Here is a 16,493-nt window from a genome sequence, read left to right on the forward strand (position 1 = left end):
AGCCAACTACTCTTCAAATTCAACTATTTGTCTGACGGCTCCGAGACTCTTGGCCTCGTCTTCTGTCAACTGTCTATCCCAAATGGCGATATTGCAGACATCAATGGTGCTGTCGTCACCATCATCGTCAGCGAAGAAAAGCACACCTCCAGGAAGCAGGGAAAAACGGCCGTCAATCGGAGCAGAAGCTGCATCGGCGTCTTTCACCTTGGCGCCATCACAGACGTAGACAACAGATACGCCCGAATTCATTGTGACGATGACCCGATGCCATTTTCCCAGTTTTAGAGTACCTGCATCGCAATAACCCAAGGATCCAATCCCGAACGAACCGTTTGACCTAATGCAGATGTCCTGGTCCTGGCTATTATCCAATGTTCTGGACGACATCAATGAATAGTAACTCGATTCAGGACCCTCTGCAGGAAGACGGATATCCCACATGATGGTGTATTCATTTACATTCTTTCCACCTTTAGGCGCAAATCCGTGCAGACATTTGATAAATGTACCCGTAGTGTTTCCGGCCTTTTTCTTAGGGTCCATAGGAATTCTTACAGCACCGTCGCCTGGACGAGGCCCATCTATCACGCTGATGACCGCCTGATCTTCCACAAAGATGAGATCAGCTCCGATAGTAGCTTTTGCTGGGTCATTCGGATCATCAAATTCCCAGAAACCCTTAGCGTTCAAGTCTCTGATCTTCTCCTGTATGGATACAAGTGGCCTTACAGTTACCGGAATGGTTACCGAGAAACCCATGCATTCGCAGGTAATGTTGGTTGTTCCAGGATTTACTCCTAACACTTGCCCTTTATTGTTTACTTTTACGATCTCCGTATTCTCCGATTTCCAGGTAAAGCCTTCGGTCAATGGAGCATCCCATGGAATAGGGTAGAAGCGTACCTGTTCAATGGCATCGGCGTCAAGTGTTAGTTTTGACATGTTTAAAGCGATACCTCTCATTGTCTTATCCTCTTCTTTACAACTGGTGGATATGCCTGCTACAAGAGTAAAGATGGCGAGGAGGAAGATGATTCTTTTTATCTTTATTTCCATTTTACGTTACTTTATTGGTTTACTTTCTTTTTTATACCAGAAATCCATCTATTCCAGGTTGGGATTCAGCACTTTCTCTGAAGCCGGAATAGGGAGATAGTAGTTTGATTTGTTCGGAACTCCGCAATCGGCATTGCTGATTACCTCGTCGCTGGCACGTTTGGCGAATACCTCTTCTACCATTTCCAGGCGGCAAAGGTCCTGCCAACGGGTAAACTCACCTGCCAATTCCCAGGCGCGCTCTTGTACAACTAGTCTGGCAAAATCAGAACCATTCAATCCCCGATCATAGAGAGGCAGTTCAGCACGTGTACGGATCTTGTCCATCAATTCGTAGGCCAGGTTATCAGGTCCAGAGCTGCGAGCAATAGCTTCTGCATAAGTGAGTGCCGTTTGTGTAAAGCGCAAGGCGAAAATGATACCTTCATAACGCCATGCACTGTTTGTCCATGGCTGGGAAAAGTCCATTTCGGAGTTCAACATCATCTTGCGATAATGGGGAGCTGGAAACTTTCTTGTAGGATCGTCCCAGGAAATGGATGTGGTTGCATCCTTATGAATAGTAGTATAGAAAGTCATCTCTTTTCGGGGACCTTCCGGGAATTCACGGAAGAATGTGCGTTCTGCGGCAAACCAGTTCCAGCCACTATATTCGGCAGGCATAAAACATTGAATCAAGGCATTACGCTCAGTGCTTGCGTTGTAATATACAAAAGTGAGCAGACGCTCTTTGTTTAAATTGGTGCGGGGATCATTCGTGTTGAAGATATTTTCGTAAGTATCAAAATCTACTCCGTAGGGACCGTTAATCACCTCTTTTGCTTTGGCTGCAGCCTTGGCATAATATTCAGTGCCTTTTTTCAAAGGATAGCCGGCCATCGACAAATAGACCTCAGCCAGGGCTGCTTTTGCCGTAGCCACATTAGGAGCTGTTAAAGCCTTGTAATTACCCTCCCAGGAAACGGGTAGCAGCGTTTCTGCAGCCTCAATATCCTTGACGATCTGCTCATAAATAGTTGCTTGATCAACAGCTTTCACATCCAAATTAGGTTCATTGTCAAGAATCAGCGGCAGTTTGTCGAACCAGCGAACCAGGTTAAAATAGGCCCATCCCCTGTAAAAATGAGCAATACCCAGAATTGTCTTCAATTGTGCTTCATCTCCGGTCACCTTATCAGCTTGTAGGATAACGTTGTTACACTGTTTTATGGTCTTATAGCAGTTGTTCCAGGGTGAAGCCACATACTGCTCGTCATCCTGTTGTTGAAAACGTTCAAGCACCGTATAGTTGGAAGCGGTTAGATCATCGCCACGACAAGCCATGTTCAAACATTTACCTTCATAGTAGTATTCGTGTGATTCATAGCTTATTTCGTTAAGAGCAGTCTCAAGATCGGCCACGGTCTTGAAATAACTGTCAACCATAAACTGCCCCTTTGGATCCTCTTCAAGGAATGATTCACAAGAAGCAGTTACCAGAGCGATAGCGATTAAAAATATTATTTTTTTCATTGTTTCGTGAATTAGAATTTATAAGTCAGACCTATAGTGTAAATTCTCGATTGTGGATAAGTACCATATTCAACACCTCCGAAGAAGTCCTGCGAATATGCACCGTTTACTTGAGATTCGGGGTCAAGCCCGCTATAGCCGGTAATTGTAAACAGGTTTTGGGCTGAAGCGTTCACTCTGATTTCGTGTCCACACAATAACTGCTTAGGAATGGTGTATCCAATACTCAGGTTTCTGATTTTCACCCAGCTGGCCTCTTCTACCCATTTGGAAGAGTTCGGTTTTTCCAAAGCAGACGAACTGCGGGGAGCCCACATTGTCTCCTGGTTGCTGGCTGTCCACATATTGTCGGCAGCCTCTCTCAAAGTAACGGAGAAGGAGGTGGCAACAATCGTTCCGGCAACCATACGGTTGAAATTGTACATGTCGCGATTGTGAGCGCCTTCAACCAGCAGGTTGAAATCGAAATTTTTCCAATTGATGGTGGAGTTGTATGACCAGATGAATTTGGGCATGAAGTTGCCAATCACCTCCTTGTCTTCATTGGAGTAGCTATAGTCGTTGTTTTTGTCCAGGTAGCGGTTGTCGCCCGGTTTCTGGTTGTATTTTGCTGCCTCTTCCGCCTCCGACTCCTTCCATAGACCAAGCCATTTGAATCCGTAGAGTTGTCCGAGAGGTTGTCCCTGCTGAACGATCAACGGAGAGGTCTCCAGCTGTACACCGGTATAGTTTGCGTCACCACTCGGGATAAAGTATTCACCTAAATCTCCTAACGATGCTACCCTGTTCTGCAACCAGCTTCCGTTCAAGGTCATCCTCCAGGAGAAGTCCTGGTGGTTGAACGGAGTAAATGTAATGGAAGCATCTATACCATGGTTTTTCATCTGGCCCAGATTGATCCTGGTAGAACCTCCACCGGTATAACTGGGTAACACCCTGTTCGTTAACAGACCATCGGTGGTTTTATTAAAGTAGTCCAAACCAATCGACCATTTTTCAAAGATATTGGCATCCACGCCCAGATTCCATTGAGTTGTCTCTTCCCATTTCAAATTTGGATTAGCAGGGTCTGTCAAATAAACGCCTGGCAATTTGCTGTCGCCGGCTCCCCAACCCCAATTGGAATTTCCGAGTGAGGATACGGTAGCGTAGGGTCCAATAGCCTGGCTACCGGTCACTCCATAGCTTAGCCGAAATTTCAGGTGATCGATCCAAGTGTGGTCTTTTAAGAATTCTTCATTAGATGCTACCCATGACAGCGCTCCAGACGGGAAGTAAGAGAACTGATTGTCTCCCCGGAATTTCGAAGAGCCGTCTGCACGAAGAGAAGCTGTTACGTAATATCTGGAGTCGTAGTTATAGTTGGCACGGGTGAAGAAGGAGGCCAACGCTTCACTGGAATAACTGGAAGAGATTGTTTGTGTTGTGGCGCTTCCTAGATTGTTCCACAATACCTTTTCGTCGAAGAATTTTTGACCTCTTGCAGAGAATCCGTAATATTCGCTCTTGTAGAGTTCCGAACCCAGCATTGCGTTGAGGTTGTGCTTCATGTTGAAAGTCTTGTCATACGTTGCCAGGCTGGTTATCTGCCATGATGTGGAGTTTCCCATCGAACGACTGGCAGTAACATCGCCTCCCGAAGAGATCATGGAATTTGAGAAGCTGCGACCCTCGGAAAGAGATCTGTTTATTGCAGGTTGAACGGAGAGCTTCAAACCTTCGATTACTTGATAGGCGAAGTGTCCGTTTACGGCTACGCTTGTGCCGTAACTGTTGGAGTTTGCCTCCATGATCTCCATGTAGGGATTCAGATAGGTGGTTGAATATGGGTCACTAGCAGTATAATTACCATTTTCATCAATTGTGGGAAGGCAGGGAGACCATTGTAATGCCGAGAATAACGGCCCTTTTGATGTAAACTCGTTGCTGTTGTGTGAACGACTTTGACCGACAGACAGATCAACCTTTCCTGAGAACCTGGATCCAAGTTTGAAGTCGAAGTTGGATCGAAGACGATAATTTTCAGAATCGTTGTTCTTTATGGTGCCTTGATTGTGGATATAATTACCTCCTACATAGAAATTCATCTTGTCGGTACCTCCCGAGATATTGGCCTGATAGTTTTGACGAATGCCGGTTTGGGTCAACACTTTTTGCCAATCTGTATTATATTCGGGGAAGACGAGGTTTGTTCCGAAATATTGGTTGTAAAAAACACCGAACTCCTTGCCGTCCAACAGGTCATAAAATTTTGGATAAGTTGCAAATGAGGTGTTGGCTACCACTTCAGCATATGGACCGCCAGTACTACCACGTTTAGTGGTGATCAGTACAACCCCGTTAGCGCCTCTAGAACCGTAGATTGCTGTGGCAGAGGCGTCTTTCAATACTTCTATAGACTCTACATCGCTTGGACTGTATGAACCCATGGGTACACCATCTACAATGTATAGCGGATCGTTGCTCCCGTTCAACGAGTTGCTTCCACGGATACGGATCTTGGTCGACGCGCTGGCATCGCCGTTGGTTTGAGTCACCATGACGCCTGCAACGCGACCAGCTATCATTTCTGAAATCCCTTGAACGGGTTGGGCCCTGAAGTCCCTGGGTGAAACTGACGATACGGAACCGGTCAAGTCTTTTTTCTTTACCGTGCCGTAGCCGATCACCACCAACTCTTCTAATGCTTGTGTATCCTCCAATAGTCTGATTTCAAAATTGTTTTTCCATTTTGTATCAATCAATTGTTCCACATAACCAATGTATGTTACTCGAATTCTGGCATTGTTGTCAACCATTAGCGAAAACTTGCCATCTGCATCGGTAACGGTACCATTGGTTGTTCCTACTTCAATAATATTTGCTCCGATAACGGGTACGCCAGCTGCATCAACAATGATTCCTGTTATGTTTTTTTTCTGCTGTTGCTGTGATTCCGTTAAAGTATTGTTTCGATTCTCTATTTCTCTGTTCATATTTTCTGCTCTCAATTGAGTAGTGATCATGACGAGTAGCAGAAGTGTTATCCTCAAGGCAAAAGACCTCTTTAGAGATGTTGAACAAAAAAAATGCTCTTTTGCGTTTATTGATATATTATTCATGGATTAACATTTTTTTGTTGTGCATTAGTAAGATTCAGTATTAATTAGAAATTGTGCAACCTCAAAGAGAAGATACAAAGTGAAATTGCAATTGTGAGAGCTGATATCCAAGTTTCTATGTTTTCATAGGCGTCCCTCCATTTTGAATTATTTTTTTGTAGTTATTACGTGAATATATTTTTTTTCCACAGAAAAATGGTGGCTATTTCATTCTGTTTGAAAATGCAACCCCCATTTTACATACAGTCGGTTTATAGTTAGATGAGAAGATATGTTCGATTATAGGCTTTATCGTTAAAGTTAATTCATTGCAAGAGCCCCGATCAGGAATAGATCAAACAGTATCGTTGTGCCTTTTCACTCGATTTCCAGAGCTGGCCTTGCTTGAAAAGGGATATCAAAGAACTCTTCAGTGGCAAAATTGTATGTCGTCAGTTATCCCTTCCTCTCATCTGGAAAAGATAACCGGAGAGTAGTTGCGACATGTGTATCTTTCAATGCAGATCCATCAATGCTTTTCCAGTATTTTAAAGAATCAAATGCTCAAAAAATATCAACATTTCCCTCGCTTAATCGTTAAAGGTGCTAAATTACATTTAAATTTCTGATAAAACAAAAAAAATATTTTAATTAACATTATGTAACATTGGATTTCCCGGGATCTCCCTTAAGGTCTCTTAGCCATAAATCTTGTAACCCGGCAAAGCTGGATCGATGTATCAGGAAAGGGTCAATATAGAAAAGAGGTTATCTCATGTTCAAAATCATGAGACAACCTCTCTATCTCTCTGATATGGGTGTCACCTCTTGAGCTCAGCCAAGGCGTTCACCCGGTCGCTTATTTCTACTGTTTACTGTTTCCCGGTACAGGCACAGTAAATCGGCTCATGTCCATCTTGCCGATGTTCAGGTCGGCCGGGGTATAATCCAGCTGAGCGGCGGCGATGGCATCCCAGGTTGTCTCCTGGCCGGTGTAGGCTGCTTCGCGTCCCATGATGGCGCCCAGGTTGGAGATCGCCGTTTCGGAGGCCTGCTCGATGGGGGTATTCTTCCGGATACAGTTGATCAGGTTCACATGCTCCAGCGTGTAGGGGTCGGTCTGCTTGAAGTTGGCCTTCTCCGCCTCGCCGTCATACTGCCAGATCACGTTGCCTGCCAGGTCCCTGATCACGTGTCCGCCCTGGCTGGTCCATGATCCTTTCGTCCCCTGGATGAACTCGCTCACGTTGTTGGCGCATCCGTCGATCTGGCGGCACATGCTGTGCAGGTGTATGCCGTTCTCCATGGTGAAGTCGACGCTGAAGTTGTCGTACTGGTCGCCCGTTACGCGGCGCTGGCGCGAACCGAAGGCCACCGCCTTCACCGGCTTCAGACCGCTGAACCAGGTGAACACGTCGATGTTGTGCACGTGCTGCTCCACGATATGGTCGCCCGAAAGCCATTTCCAGTTCACCCAGTCGCGGACCATGAATTCGAAATCGCTCCATCCCGGTTGGCGTTCACGGTACCAGAGCATGCTCTGGTTCCAGTAGACGACACCGCCGGTGATCTCGCCGATAAGGCCGTTCATGATCTGCTTGTAGGACTCCACATAGGCACGCTGGTGGTGACGCTGTGTCCCCGTAACCACGCAGAGGTTCTTGGCCTGGGCCTGCTTGGCGGCAGCCACCACCGTGCGGTAGCCGACCGAGTCGACGCAGATCGGTTTTTCCAGGAAGCAGTGCTTGCCCTGCTCAACAGCATACTTGAAGTGCTCTGCACGGAAGAAGGGGGGCGTACAGTCGATCAGGATGTCGATCCCGCTGTCGATCACCTGCTTGTAGGCATCCAGCCCCACAAACCGCCTGTCGGCCGGAATGTCGATGTTCTTTTCAGCCTTCAGCTTGTCGGCCAGGCCGTTCACCTTGTCCTCAAAGACATCGCCCAGGGCTACGATCGTAACGCCGTTGGCCGCATTCAGGAAGTTGATGGCGGCACCCGATCCCCTGCCTCCGCATCCCACGACGCCGGCTTTCAGTTCCTTGCCGTCGGAGGCCAGATCCACCAGTTCCGGTACATAGTAGCTTCCCGGTTCCTTCAGGGGGGTTGTCGCATCCTTCTTGCCACTACTGCATGAGCTTAGAAAACCGGTCGTGCCGGTACCGATCATGCCTGCTGCTCCGGCCACCGCCGAAGTCTTAAGAAATCTCCTTCTAGTCAAGTTGTTTTCTCTTTTCATCTGATTATCTTTAATTAATCCATCTCTTCCATTTCGTCTCTTCATCTTTTGCCGATTGTACCATCATCTCGACAAATTGCATTCCCCTGACCCCGTCATAGACTGTAGGAAAGTCGGAAATCAGTTCATCCGGCTCTTCGCCGTTCTCCTTTGCCATGACTGTCAGTGCAAAGTTGCGGTAGATATTGGCAAACGCTTCGATGAATCCTTCGGGGTGACCGGCTGGTGTTCGGGTGTTCCATTTGGCCAGATCGCTTAAAAATTCGTTGTTGCCCATGTATAGCTCCTCGGATGGTTTATCTCCCCATCTCAGGATCAGTCGATTTGAATCCATCTGTCGCCATTCCAGCCCACCCTTGTCGCCATAAATCCGCAGGCGGATATTGTTAGCCTCACCGGTAGCAATCTGAGTCGCCATCAGTACGCCAGTAACCCCCTTCTCCATCCGCAGCAAGGAGGCCCCGTCATCATCCACCAGGCGTCCCTCCACGTATGTTTGCAGGTCAGCACACACTTCCTGTACTTTCAATCCGGTGACATATTCAGCCAGGTGCCAGGCATGTGTTCCAATGTCGCCCATACATCCTGCCTTGCCGGTAGTTTCGGGGTTGGTTCTCCAACCGGCATTGTTGCCCCCCTGCAGTTCGATCCGTTGGGATAGCCATCCCTGCGTATATTCCACATAGACCTTGCGCAATCTCCCCAGTTCTCCATTGGCAATCCTTGCCCGTGCCTCCTTGATGGCCGGATATCCGGAGTAGACATGGGTGAGGGCCAGGACCAGACCTGTCTCTTCAACTTTCTCCTTCAGTTTGAGAGCCTCTTCCAGCGAGAAGGTCATCGGTTTGTCGATCACTACGTGAAATCCTCTTTCCAGGGCCATCATGGCGGGTTCGAAGTGCCACTTGTTCGGGGTGACGATGGTTACGAAATCCATCCGCTCATCGACAGGCAGCTGCATCTCTTTTTCGAACATCTCGTGATAGGAGTTGTAAATCCGGTTATCAGGCAGGAAATATTCCCTACCGGAACTTCTGGAGATTTCGGGATTGACACTAAAGCAGCCACAAACCAGCTCAATGTAGTTATCCATAAAGGCTGCCCTGCGGTGGATAGCTCCGATAAATGCATCGCTTCCGCCGCCAATCATCCCCATTTTCAGTTTTCGTTGTTTCATTGATGTGGTATATTTATGTTATCGATAAATGGTATCATACTATTCCAGATAGCAGGCCGGTAAGGAGATTTTTGCCCGTGCAAGAGAGCGTGGGTAGGGTTCAATCTTCAGGTACTGCTAAGGATTTGTGGAAAAAACCGGTTGCGATCATTCTTCCGCTCTTCCATCAATTCAACAAATTTAAGTTGTTTCTCTGAATTAGTCAAATATTGTTAGAATCTTTTGAAATTTTCCCTCTAGGTGAAAAACTATTTCAATTGATTTGGATAGTTTGGCCGATATTGGCCTTTTTGAAATTGTTTGCCTGGACAAGAAACGCTTTCAGTTTCCTGCCCAGGCAAGCTACAGTGGGGTTTTCGCCGGAAGGCTTAGCACTATCTGTCTACTTTTTCCGCAGTTTAACTGCGAATCCGCCACCCGGAGCTAGATAGAGCTTGAGGGTGTCACCCGACTTGACGTCGCGCATCTCCCTTTTGTAGTCGCTGCCCTTTCGGTGAGCGTTCGCACCGTCGCGGAACAGGGTCATCTCATACTCTCCATCAGGGAGGAACGAGAGGTCCACCGTCGTCTCCCGTCCATCCCAGCCAGTGATGCCGCCAATGTACCAGTCGCTTCCGCTGCGTCTGGCCACGGTGACATGTTCGCCCACCTTGCCGTTGAGCGGCCGGGTCTCGTCCCATACTGTGGGGATCGAGGCGATGAACTCGAGCGACTCTGGTTCCCTCATGTATTCCGAAGGGCTGTCGCAGAGCATGTTCAGCGGCGAATTGAAAACCACGTAGAGTGCCAGCTGTCGGCAGCGGGTACCCTGGCTCATCGGTTCCGAATAGATCAGGCTGAAGCAGTCCCTTGCCGCGTTTCGCATTGCCCCCTGGGTGTAGTCCATCGGTCCTGCAGCCATCCGGATGAAGGGTACGGTGACGTCGTAAGTAACCATGTCAATACCCTGTGACCAGTCGAACTTCACCTGCTCGAGCCCGTGGACCCCCTCGAAGTTGAGGACATTGGGCCACGTGCGGCTCAGTCCGGTAGGCTTGTACATTCCGTGGAAATCGAGCATGAGCCTGTACCGGGCGGCAGTCTCCGCGGCCCGGTAAATGAAGTCCACCAGCTGCTGGTCGTCACGGTCCATGAAGTCTACCTTGAATCCTTTTACGCCCATTTCGGCGTAATGGCGGCAGACCTCCTCCATGTCTCGGTCGAATGCGTGGTATCCGGCCCAGAGTATGATTCCTACGCCGCGTTCACGTGCATATGCGACCAGTTCGGGGATGTCGATCTCCGGGACCACCTGCATCAGGTCGGCCTTGAGGTTGACTGCCCATCCCTCGTCGAGGATCACATACTCGATGCCATTTTCCGATGCGAAGTCGATGTAGTATTTATAGGTGTCGTTGTTGACTCCGGACTTGAAGTCGACGCCCGATATGTTCCAGTCGTTCCACCACTCCCATGCCACCTTTCCGGGCCTGATCCATGATGTGTCCTCCAGCCTCGAGGGTGCCGCCAGCCGGTATACCATGTCGCTGGCCGCCAGTGACGCATCGTTGTCGGTCACCACGCAGACGCGCCAGGGGAAGCTTCTTGTACCGGTCGTCTTCGCGATATACTCCTCCCTTTTCGAGACGAACATCTGCAGCATGTTGTGCCCGCCCTGCTCAACGGCAGCCGGCACCCGGGGGAAGACTCCCCTTAGGGTGTTGGGCGAGTCACCGTCGGGGGTGAGGTACATTCCGGGATAGGATTCCAGGTCAGCCTCCGTGATGAGAATCCGCCAGCCATCGGCGGCATCGGCCAGCAGGGGGAGGAAGGCGAGTCGCTGTCGGTTGATCTGCGAGATGGGTACATGTACATATTCGTTCTCGAAAGATGTCTGAAACTGGTCTCCCCCCAGTCCCTCCTTTACGTAGGGGACCCATGCCGGAGAGTCCTCCATGAAGCGGAAGCGGGCCTCTTCCGAAACGACGGTGAGGGATCCCTTCCGGGTGGTGTGAAAACGATAGGCCAGGCCATCATCGTAGAGCCGGAAGGTAATGCCCCAGTCGCCCCAGAAGGAGAGTTGCAGCTCGTTGCAGTGATCCCTGACCTGTGACGAGATCCAGAAAGGGGAGGGTACGGTCTGGTCGATTCGTTTGCGTCTGGTCTGTCTGACACGTGCATCGGGTCCGAGCTGTTCTCCTCCGTCGAGGGTTATCGAGACGGGTGAAGGTCCCATCAGCTGCTCTCCGTCGTGGGCCAGGCTCCAAGAGAGCTGCTTCCCCACGGTTATCTCGGCGGTCAGTCGCCCGTCGGGCGATGAGATGCCATATTTTTTCTCTGCATTTGTCAAGTTGCACACAAGCAATAATGCAACTAATAAGATAACTGTTTTCTTCATTTTATTCCCTGTTTTTAATATTCTGAAAATTTTAAAAAATTGCCACTAATCTGGAGCTATGAATAGAGATCATGTTCACGTTAAAGTCTCTTCTGGATTTTTTCAATCAAGGCGGCCACATCGTCTCTCCTTTTATCCAACAATAACGGATCTTTTGTGTATTCTTTCCCGTCGGTGAAGAAATTTTTGTCGAAATGGAGCAACGTATCTGCCTCCTGGATCAGTGCCTTCTCTTTTCTGGGATTGAGTCCGTTTCGAATTTTTTGTAATTGCACAAAATATTCAGAATCTTCTATCCCATCCCTAAGGATAGCGAGGCGGATGGATCGTAGTCGAATTCTTGAAAATCGATATTTACGTTGATCTGATTGGAATCTACCTCAAAATCCCCTTACGCAAGCAAGTTCCTGGATTGATTTGCTTCTGTTCACTTTATAGGTTCCGACACTCCACCACAATGCATATTCAGAGCCTTTCTCTATCAGGTAACTTCCTGATTGAGCTCTCCCCTCCACGCTGTAAAATAACAATAGGATCAGTGATGCGATACAAATATCTATTCCTTTTTTCATCTGTATTCAGTTATAATAACTTACTCTGTATAAGATTGAAATATCTTCTCTAATCATTCAGGTGGATTGAAAAGCCTTCGGATATGACATCTGACTTTTTCATGTGAAAGGTTTCTATTGTACGGGTTAAATAGTCGTTCCTTATAAATTCGAATTAAGCTGAAAAATATATTTTATCTTGGTGGAAAAACCATCGGAAAATAAAATATAAAAATTTTTCTTTCAACTTTTCCATCATTTTCTTCAAGTTCCAAGCCGTAGCTGCCAGGTATGCGTTGATTTGTATGCCTTTTTCAGCCCACAAGTAATTCTGTTCCATACGGAAATCCTTTTTAAGATGTCCGAAAATAGGTTCAATTGCCGCTCTGGCTCTGCATTTGTTCCGTTTCTGCCGTTTTTGACAAGGGGTGTCTTTGACTTTGGGCTTGCCCGGTGTAATAATGCTTACGTCTTTTATCTGCTTTCGTCCTTTCCCGCCACGGTCATAAATGAGTTCTTTGGGTAGTTTCAACTTATTCTCTTCCATCTGTTCGAGTAACGGTTCTATGGTGTCGCCGTCGTATGGGTTTCCCAAAAATGCTTTTACCGCCGTGATGATTTTCCGCCCTTTTCTGCCCGTGGTGATCATCCCCACTTTATTGCCGAACTCATACTGCTTGTGTGCCTTTCCCTTGGCAATACAGCGGGTAAAGGGTTTATGCAGACTGTAGATTTTATCCTTGTCGTTTTTCTGTTGATTCACTGCACGCTTGCAGAGTGAAAGCGTCTGTTCGTATCGTTTCTTTTGTTCCTCTGTCATTTTACGTTCAAGTTCCCGAAGTTGGATATTGGCGATCGTTTTCAAGCGACGTTTGGCTTTGTCTGCCCGTTTCTTACGTTTGGGATGCTTGCCGTTGTAAGTGTCTCGCAGCAGTTGTTTACTTTCACGGGTGTACCGCTGACGTTGCATGATGCCTTCACTCCCTGCAATGGCATTGCACTTGTCGATAACCTTTTTGCAAAGCTTGGCATCGGTAGGAAAGGTGGTGTTGTTTTCTTGAACAGTAGTGTCCGAAAGAACAAACCCGGTTTGTCCCGGCAGTTTTTTACCGTGAAGTTGTACGCTGTAAGCGAATATTTTTCCTATCCCTTCTTCTCTCACACGGTTACGGAAATGGACAAAATCGCTCGGATCAAAAGGAAACTCATGTTCGAAGAACTCGCATCCACAAAAGTACTGGAAATAAACATCCCGAACCCAATACTCGGGAATACGCTCATCGCCAAGATTGTACAGGTGCTTCAAAAGCAGGCAGCCGACCATCAAACGGATGGGAACGCTTGGCGCACCTCGTTGTGAATACAAAGGTGTAAATTCTTCCTCAAAATATGACCAATCGATCTTGTCTGCCAAAAGAACGAGTTCATGCCCCATATCGATGAAATCTTTCAGCATCGGGCGAAACAAATCGCGTTGTCCTTTTTCCGGTAATTTCCCTAACATGATTTGCAGAGTTTTAGTACCTAAAGATACAAAATATTGCAAAAAAACACAACTGTTTATGAGGTTATTTTGCTGAATATCTGATAAATATACGCTTTTAAGGAGCGACTATTTATATTAACATCATATAACATCGGGCTACCCAGGATCTCCCTTAAGGTCCCCTAGCCACAAATCCTACAACCTGTTACACTGGATCGATGAAAGGATGTTTGAGAGTGGCTTTCCCGATATCCAGCCATTCAGTTCAAATCCCAACAACATGGCAACAGTAGGGGCCAAATCATAAATAAACAGGGGGTGATCTATCGCATAGTCCTTTTTGATCCCTTTTCCTGAGACAAGGAAAGGCACAACCATTTCATCGGGATGGATGCCTCCGTGACCTTTATCGAGGCCGCCATGATCCGAAACCAGGAACACCACTGTTTCTTCAAAGAGACCCGATCTCTTCAATTGATCGAGAAATATACCCACCAGGCTGTCGGTTTTTTCAATTGCCTCAAAATACTTTTGTGATCGATACCCGTCATGGTGTCCTGCATGATCTACATGGTCGAGATGAACAAAAGTGAGATCGGGTTTTCGTTCATGGATGAATTTACAGGCCAACATAGTCACCGAGTCTTCATTTCCGGCAGCCTGGCTGATATCACACACCCCTTTTTCAATGAAGTTGCCCAGTTTTCTCCAATGGTAAAAAGCTGCAATTACGGCTTCGGGAATATGTCTGCGGGTTTCACCGAAAATGGTGGGGAACATCTCAAAATCACCTTTGATGACTGGCTCCAAAAAATGGTTTTCAGCAGTCCATCCATTATTTACGACTCCATGTTTCTCTACTGTAGCTCCGGTAATCATCGAGCTCCAGGCAGGTCCGCTTACACTGGGAAAAACGCTCCTGGCATGAAGCGTCCATGCCCCACTCTTCATCAATTGATCAATGTTGGGAGTATTTGCATGTTCAAGTCCATGTGATCCCAATCCATCAATGCCCAAAACAAGCACATGAGATACAAGCCTCTCATTCCTGCCTTCATTGTGACAGGAACAGAGCAAAAGTAATCCACACAAGAGAGATAAAATCAGCGTCTTCATACGGCTCAAAATCTTTTAGAATAATTGTTGGAGGTCTCCTACTTCAAATAACTATTGAAATCAATCAGATCATGGTATATAGGGTTCATCCACAAGCGCAGGGTTTCCCGTCTTGTGAAATCGAAATAGTGTACTTCGAAGGAGTGTTCTCCCTTTTCCAAGGCAACATAGTTATCCATTCTGATTTCATAATGCATCCCGTCATTGTTGATTACCTCTCTCCCGTCGATCAGCAGCCTGCTTCCGTCGTATGACTCCAGGAGTACCCTGTATACGTTCGTTTCAGGTACATGGAACCTTCCCCTGAAACGTGCGGCCCAATGATTCTCGGCCCTTGGCCTGATTGCATCCAACGTAAGCGAATCGGATTCAATGCGTCGAATGGGATCCAACGCGTCAAAATCGGGGAGTTGTGTAAAGAAACCCTCATAATATTCAACGCTTATCTTCCCGTTGGTTTTCTTTTGTGCAGGATTCAACGGTAGCCTGGTAAATGTTTTTGTTGCCGTGTGACTTTCTCCACCCAAATTGTCCTTTACGAATGCGGACAACAGAGTCGTCTCTTGCAGAGGAATCTCAATCTTGTCTGAAGCAGTGGCGAGACTGTTACCGTTTACCGCAACAACAAGGTGGCCGGACGGATTGGGATTGGTTACTGTAACCTTGGTTTTGTTCAGGAAGCACAATTCACTGCTTTCAATCAGAGGTGCAGCCAGGCTGTCCCTCTCCTTCACCTTCTCCCAATGGTCGAACGCTACTCCCGTACTGTCAATGGCGTCAATGGAGAGTTTCCGGTCCCATATCCTTAACTTTATGAAATGGTGCCTGCTTTTGGCTTCTGCCATGTACCAGGTCCGGGTGATTGCTGTCTCATCCAGTTTCCCGCCACCACCACCAATGGTGAGGTAGACGACACCCCTCTCTGAATCGATTTTCTCCCGGAAGATGGGCATGGTCCGTTCGTAATTGTGGATATGCCCGTTAAAAACCAGGTCAACTCCATAGGTCTCATAAAGGGAGCGCAAGTGTGGGAGATTGGGGTCGCCGGTGACCACTTTCTGGGTGATGCTGTTGTAGTAACCTGACGAGACATAGACCGGATGGTGATGAAGGACAATCTTCCAGGTTTCACTCGATTCGGCAAGTGCCTTCTCGAGCAGCCGATACTGTTTCGATCCCGGGAGTATGTCGATGTTTGTGTTTACAAATACAAAGAGGGCATTCCCCTTTTTCTGGGTATAAAACCATTCCGGTTCCGGCAAATCAAAGTATTGATAGAAAAAGGGAGTATTCCCTTCATGATTGCCCAGTACCGGATAGAGGGGGTAGTAACGGAGCAGATTGCGTAGTGGGTAAAAGAATTGGTCGGTCCAATTGCTCTTGTTCGGTCCCGACTCCACCAAATCCCCTGTGTGCAACAGAAACGAAGGGGCTTCCCTTGCAAACAGGGTGGCAAAATGTCCCAGCAGGGAGGGATTTTTTTGGGTATCGCTAAAAACAATAGAGACGATCGGCTCATTCATGTAATCGGGCAGAGAAAATCGGCTGACGGGGCCCCATAGCGTATCGGTTCCGGTTACCGATGCTGCCTGGTATATGTAATGGGAGCCAAAATCCAATCCTTTAATCTCTACACTGTGCATTGTCGTCTCAGCGGCTTCTGTTCCGATCTCGTTAAATTCAGGTTGTAGGGTGTTGTGCTTCGCTTCGGCAAGAAAAAGAACGGACCGGGAGGGCAGGGATGTCTCCCACATCACTTTCATGGACTGCATGGTTGGTGATTGCAGGTAGGGCTCCACGACAAATCTGTTCTGGGCTGCCAGAGGAACAGCGAGGAGCAGGACAAGAAGTATGCAGCTATTAATCGTTTTCATTTTGTCATTTTTTTGAATTTTG

11 protein-coding genes are annotated in these 16,493 nt (G+C 47.5%); all 11 read right to left on the bottom strand.

The window, feature by feature from the left end; genetic code table 11:
* Nucleotides 1-6 precede the first annotated feature (6 nt).
* The 11 genes from ING2E5A_RS01755 to ING2E5A_RS01805 all read right to left on the bottom strand — a co-directional run bounded on the left by ING2E5A_RS01755 (nucleotide 7) and on the right by ING2E5A_RS01805 (nucleotide 16,471).
* A complete protein-coding gene (locus tag ING2E5A_RS01755) occupies nucleotides 7-1,059 on the bottom strand; it encodes an Ig-like domain-containing protein (protein WP_083373130.1) in 1,053 nt (350 codons plus the stop codon).
* 48 nt (nucleotides 1,060-1,107) lie between these two features.
* Nucleotides 1,108-2,571, bottom strand: a complete 1,464-nt coding sequence (locus ING2E5A_RS01760; RefSeq protein WP_071135925.1) for a RagB/SusD family nutrient uptake outer membrane protein — start codon at nucleotides 2,569-2,571, stop codon at nucleotides 1,108-1,110.
* 11 nt (nucleotides 2,572-2,582) lie between these two features.
* Nucleotides 2,583-5,546 (bottom strand): SusC/RagA family TonB-linked outer membrane protein, encoded by a 2,964-nt coding sequence (locus ING2E5A_RS01765; protein WP_161941928.1) that lies wholly within the window; start codon nucleotides 5,544-5,546, stop codon nucleotides 2,583-2,585.
* A 970-nt stretch (nucleotides 5,547-6,516) separates the two neighbouring features.
* Nucleotides 6,517-7,890, bottom strand: coding sequence for a Gfo/Idh/MocA family oxidoreductase (locus ING2E5A_RS01770; RefSeq protein ID WP_071138135.1), 1,374 nt, complete (start codon nucleotides 7,888-7,890; stop codon nucleotides 6,517-6,519).
* A 10-nt stretch (nucleotides 7,891-7,900) separates the two neighbouring features.
* Nucleotides 7,901-9,067, bottom strand: coding sequence for a Gfo/Idh/MocA family protein (locus ING2E5A_RS01775; RefSeq protein WP_071135927.1), 1,167 nt, complete (start codon nucleotides 9,065-9,067; stop codon nucleotides 7,901-7,903).
* 382 nt (nucleotides 9,068-9,449) lie between these two features.
* Nucleotides 9,450-11,444 (bottom strand): glycoside hydrolase family 97 protein, encoded by a 1,995-nt coding sequence (locus ING2E5A_RS01785; RefSeq protein ID WP_071135929.1) that lies wholly within the window; start codon nucleotides 11,442-11,444, stop codon nucleotides 9,450-9,452.
* Between the two features lie 80 nt (nucleotides 11,445-11,524).
* The gene (locus ING2E5A_RS01790) at nucleotides 11,525-11,719 is read right to left on the bottom strand and encodes a hypothetical protein (protein WP_071135930.1); all 195 of its coding nucleotides are present in this window, start codon (nucleotides 11,717-11,719) and stop codon (nucleotides 11,525-11,527) included.
* 105 nt (nucleotides 11,720-11,824) lie between these two features.
* Nucleotides 11,825-12,016, bottom strand: a complete 192-nt coding sequence (locus ING2E5A_RS15185) for a hypothetical protein (RefSeq protein ID WP_143102592.1) — start codon at nucleotides 12,014-12,016, stop codon at nucleotides 11,825-11,827.
* Nucleotides 12,017-12,170: 154 nt separating this feature from the next.
* Entirely contained in the window at nucleotides 12,171-13,499 is a 1,329-nt protein-coding gene (locus ING2E5A_RS01795; RefSeq protein WP_231960416.1) for an IS5 family transposase, read from the bottom strand.
* 177 nt (nucleotides 13,500-13,676) lie between these two features.
* Nucleotides 13,677-14,597, bottom strand: coding sequence for an alkaline phosphatase family protein (locus ING2E5A_RS01800; RefSeq protein ID WP_083373133.1), 921 nt, complete (start codon nucleotides 14,595-14,597; stop codon nucleotides 13,677-13,679).
* A gap of 38 nt (nucleotides 14,598-14,635) precedes the next feature.
* Complete coding sequence (locus ING2E5A_RS01805) at nucleotides 14,636-16,471, bottom strand: metallophosphoesterase (protein WP_083373134.1); 1,836 nt, start codon at nucleotides 16,469-16,471, stop codon at nucleotides 14,636-14,638.
* Between the last annotated feature and the right edge of the window lie 22 nt (nucleotides 16,472-16,493).

The sequence above is a fragment of the Petrimonas mucosa genome (assembly GCF_900095795.1).
Taxonomy (GTDB): domain Bacteria; phylum Bacteroidota; class Bacteroidia; order Bacteroidales; family Dysgonomonadaceae; genus Petrimonas; species Petrimonas mucosa.

What these genes read in the sequence shown, in the direction of transcription:
- ING2E5A_RS01755 (WP_083373130.1), bottom strand. Translation starts at nt 1,059, where the DNA reads ATGGAAATAAAGATAAAAAGAATCATCTTCCTCCTCGCCATCTTTACT.
- ING2E5A_RS01760 (WP_071135925.1), bottom strand. Translation starts at nt 2,571, where the DNA reads ATGAAAAAAATAATATTTTTAATCGCTATCGCTCTGGTAACTGCTTCT.
- ING2E5A_RS01765 (WP_161941928.1), bottom strand. Translation starts at nt 5,546, where the DNA reads ATGAACAGAGAAATAGAGAATCGAAACAATACTTTAACGGAATCACAG.
- ING2E5A_RS01770 (WP_071138135.1), bottom strand. Translation starts at nt 7,890, where the DNA reads ATGAAAAGAGAAAACAACTTGACTAGAAGGAGATTTCTTAAGACTTCG.
- ING2E5A_RS01775 (WP_071135927.1), bottom strand. Translation starts at nt 9,067, where the DNA reads ATGAAACAACGAAAACTGAAAATGGGGATGATTGGCGGCGGAAGCGAT.
- ING2E5A_RS01785 (WP_071135929.1), bottom strand. Translation starts at nt 11,444, where the DNA reads ATGAAGAAAACAGTTATCTTATTAGTTGCATTATTGCTTGTGTGCAAC.
- ING2E5A_RS15185 (WP_143102592.1), bottom strand. Translation starts at nt 12,016, where the DNA reads ATGAAAAAAGGAATAGATATTTGTATCGCATCACTGATCCTATTGTTA.
- ING2E5A_RS01795 (WP_231960416.1), bottom strand. Translation starts at nt 13,499, where the DNA reads ATGTTAGGGAAATTACCGGAAAAAGGACAACGCGATTTGTTTCGCCCG.
- ING2E5A_RS01800 (WP_083373133.1), bottom strand. Translation starts at nt 14,597, where the DNA reads ATGAAGACGCTGATTTTATCTCTCTTGTGTGGATTACTTTTGCTCTGT.
- ING2E5A_RS01805 (WP_083373134.1), bottom strand. Translation starts at nt 16,471, where the DNA reads ATGAAAACGATTAATAGCTGCATACTTCTTGTCCTGCTCCTCGCTGTT.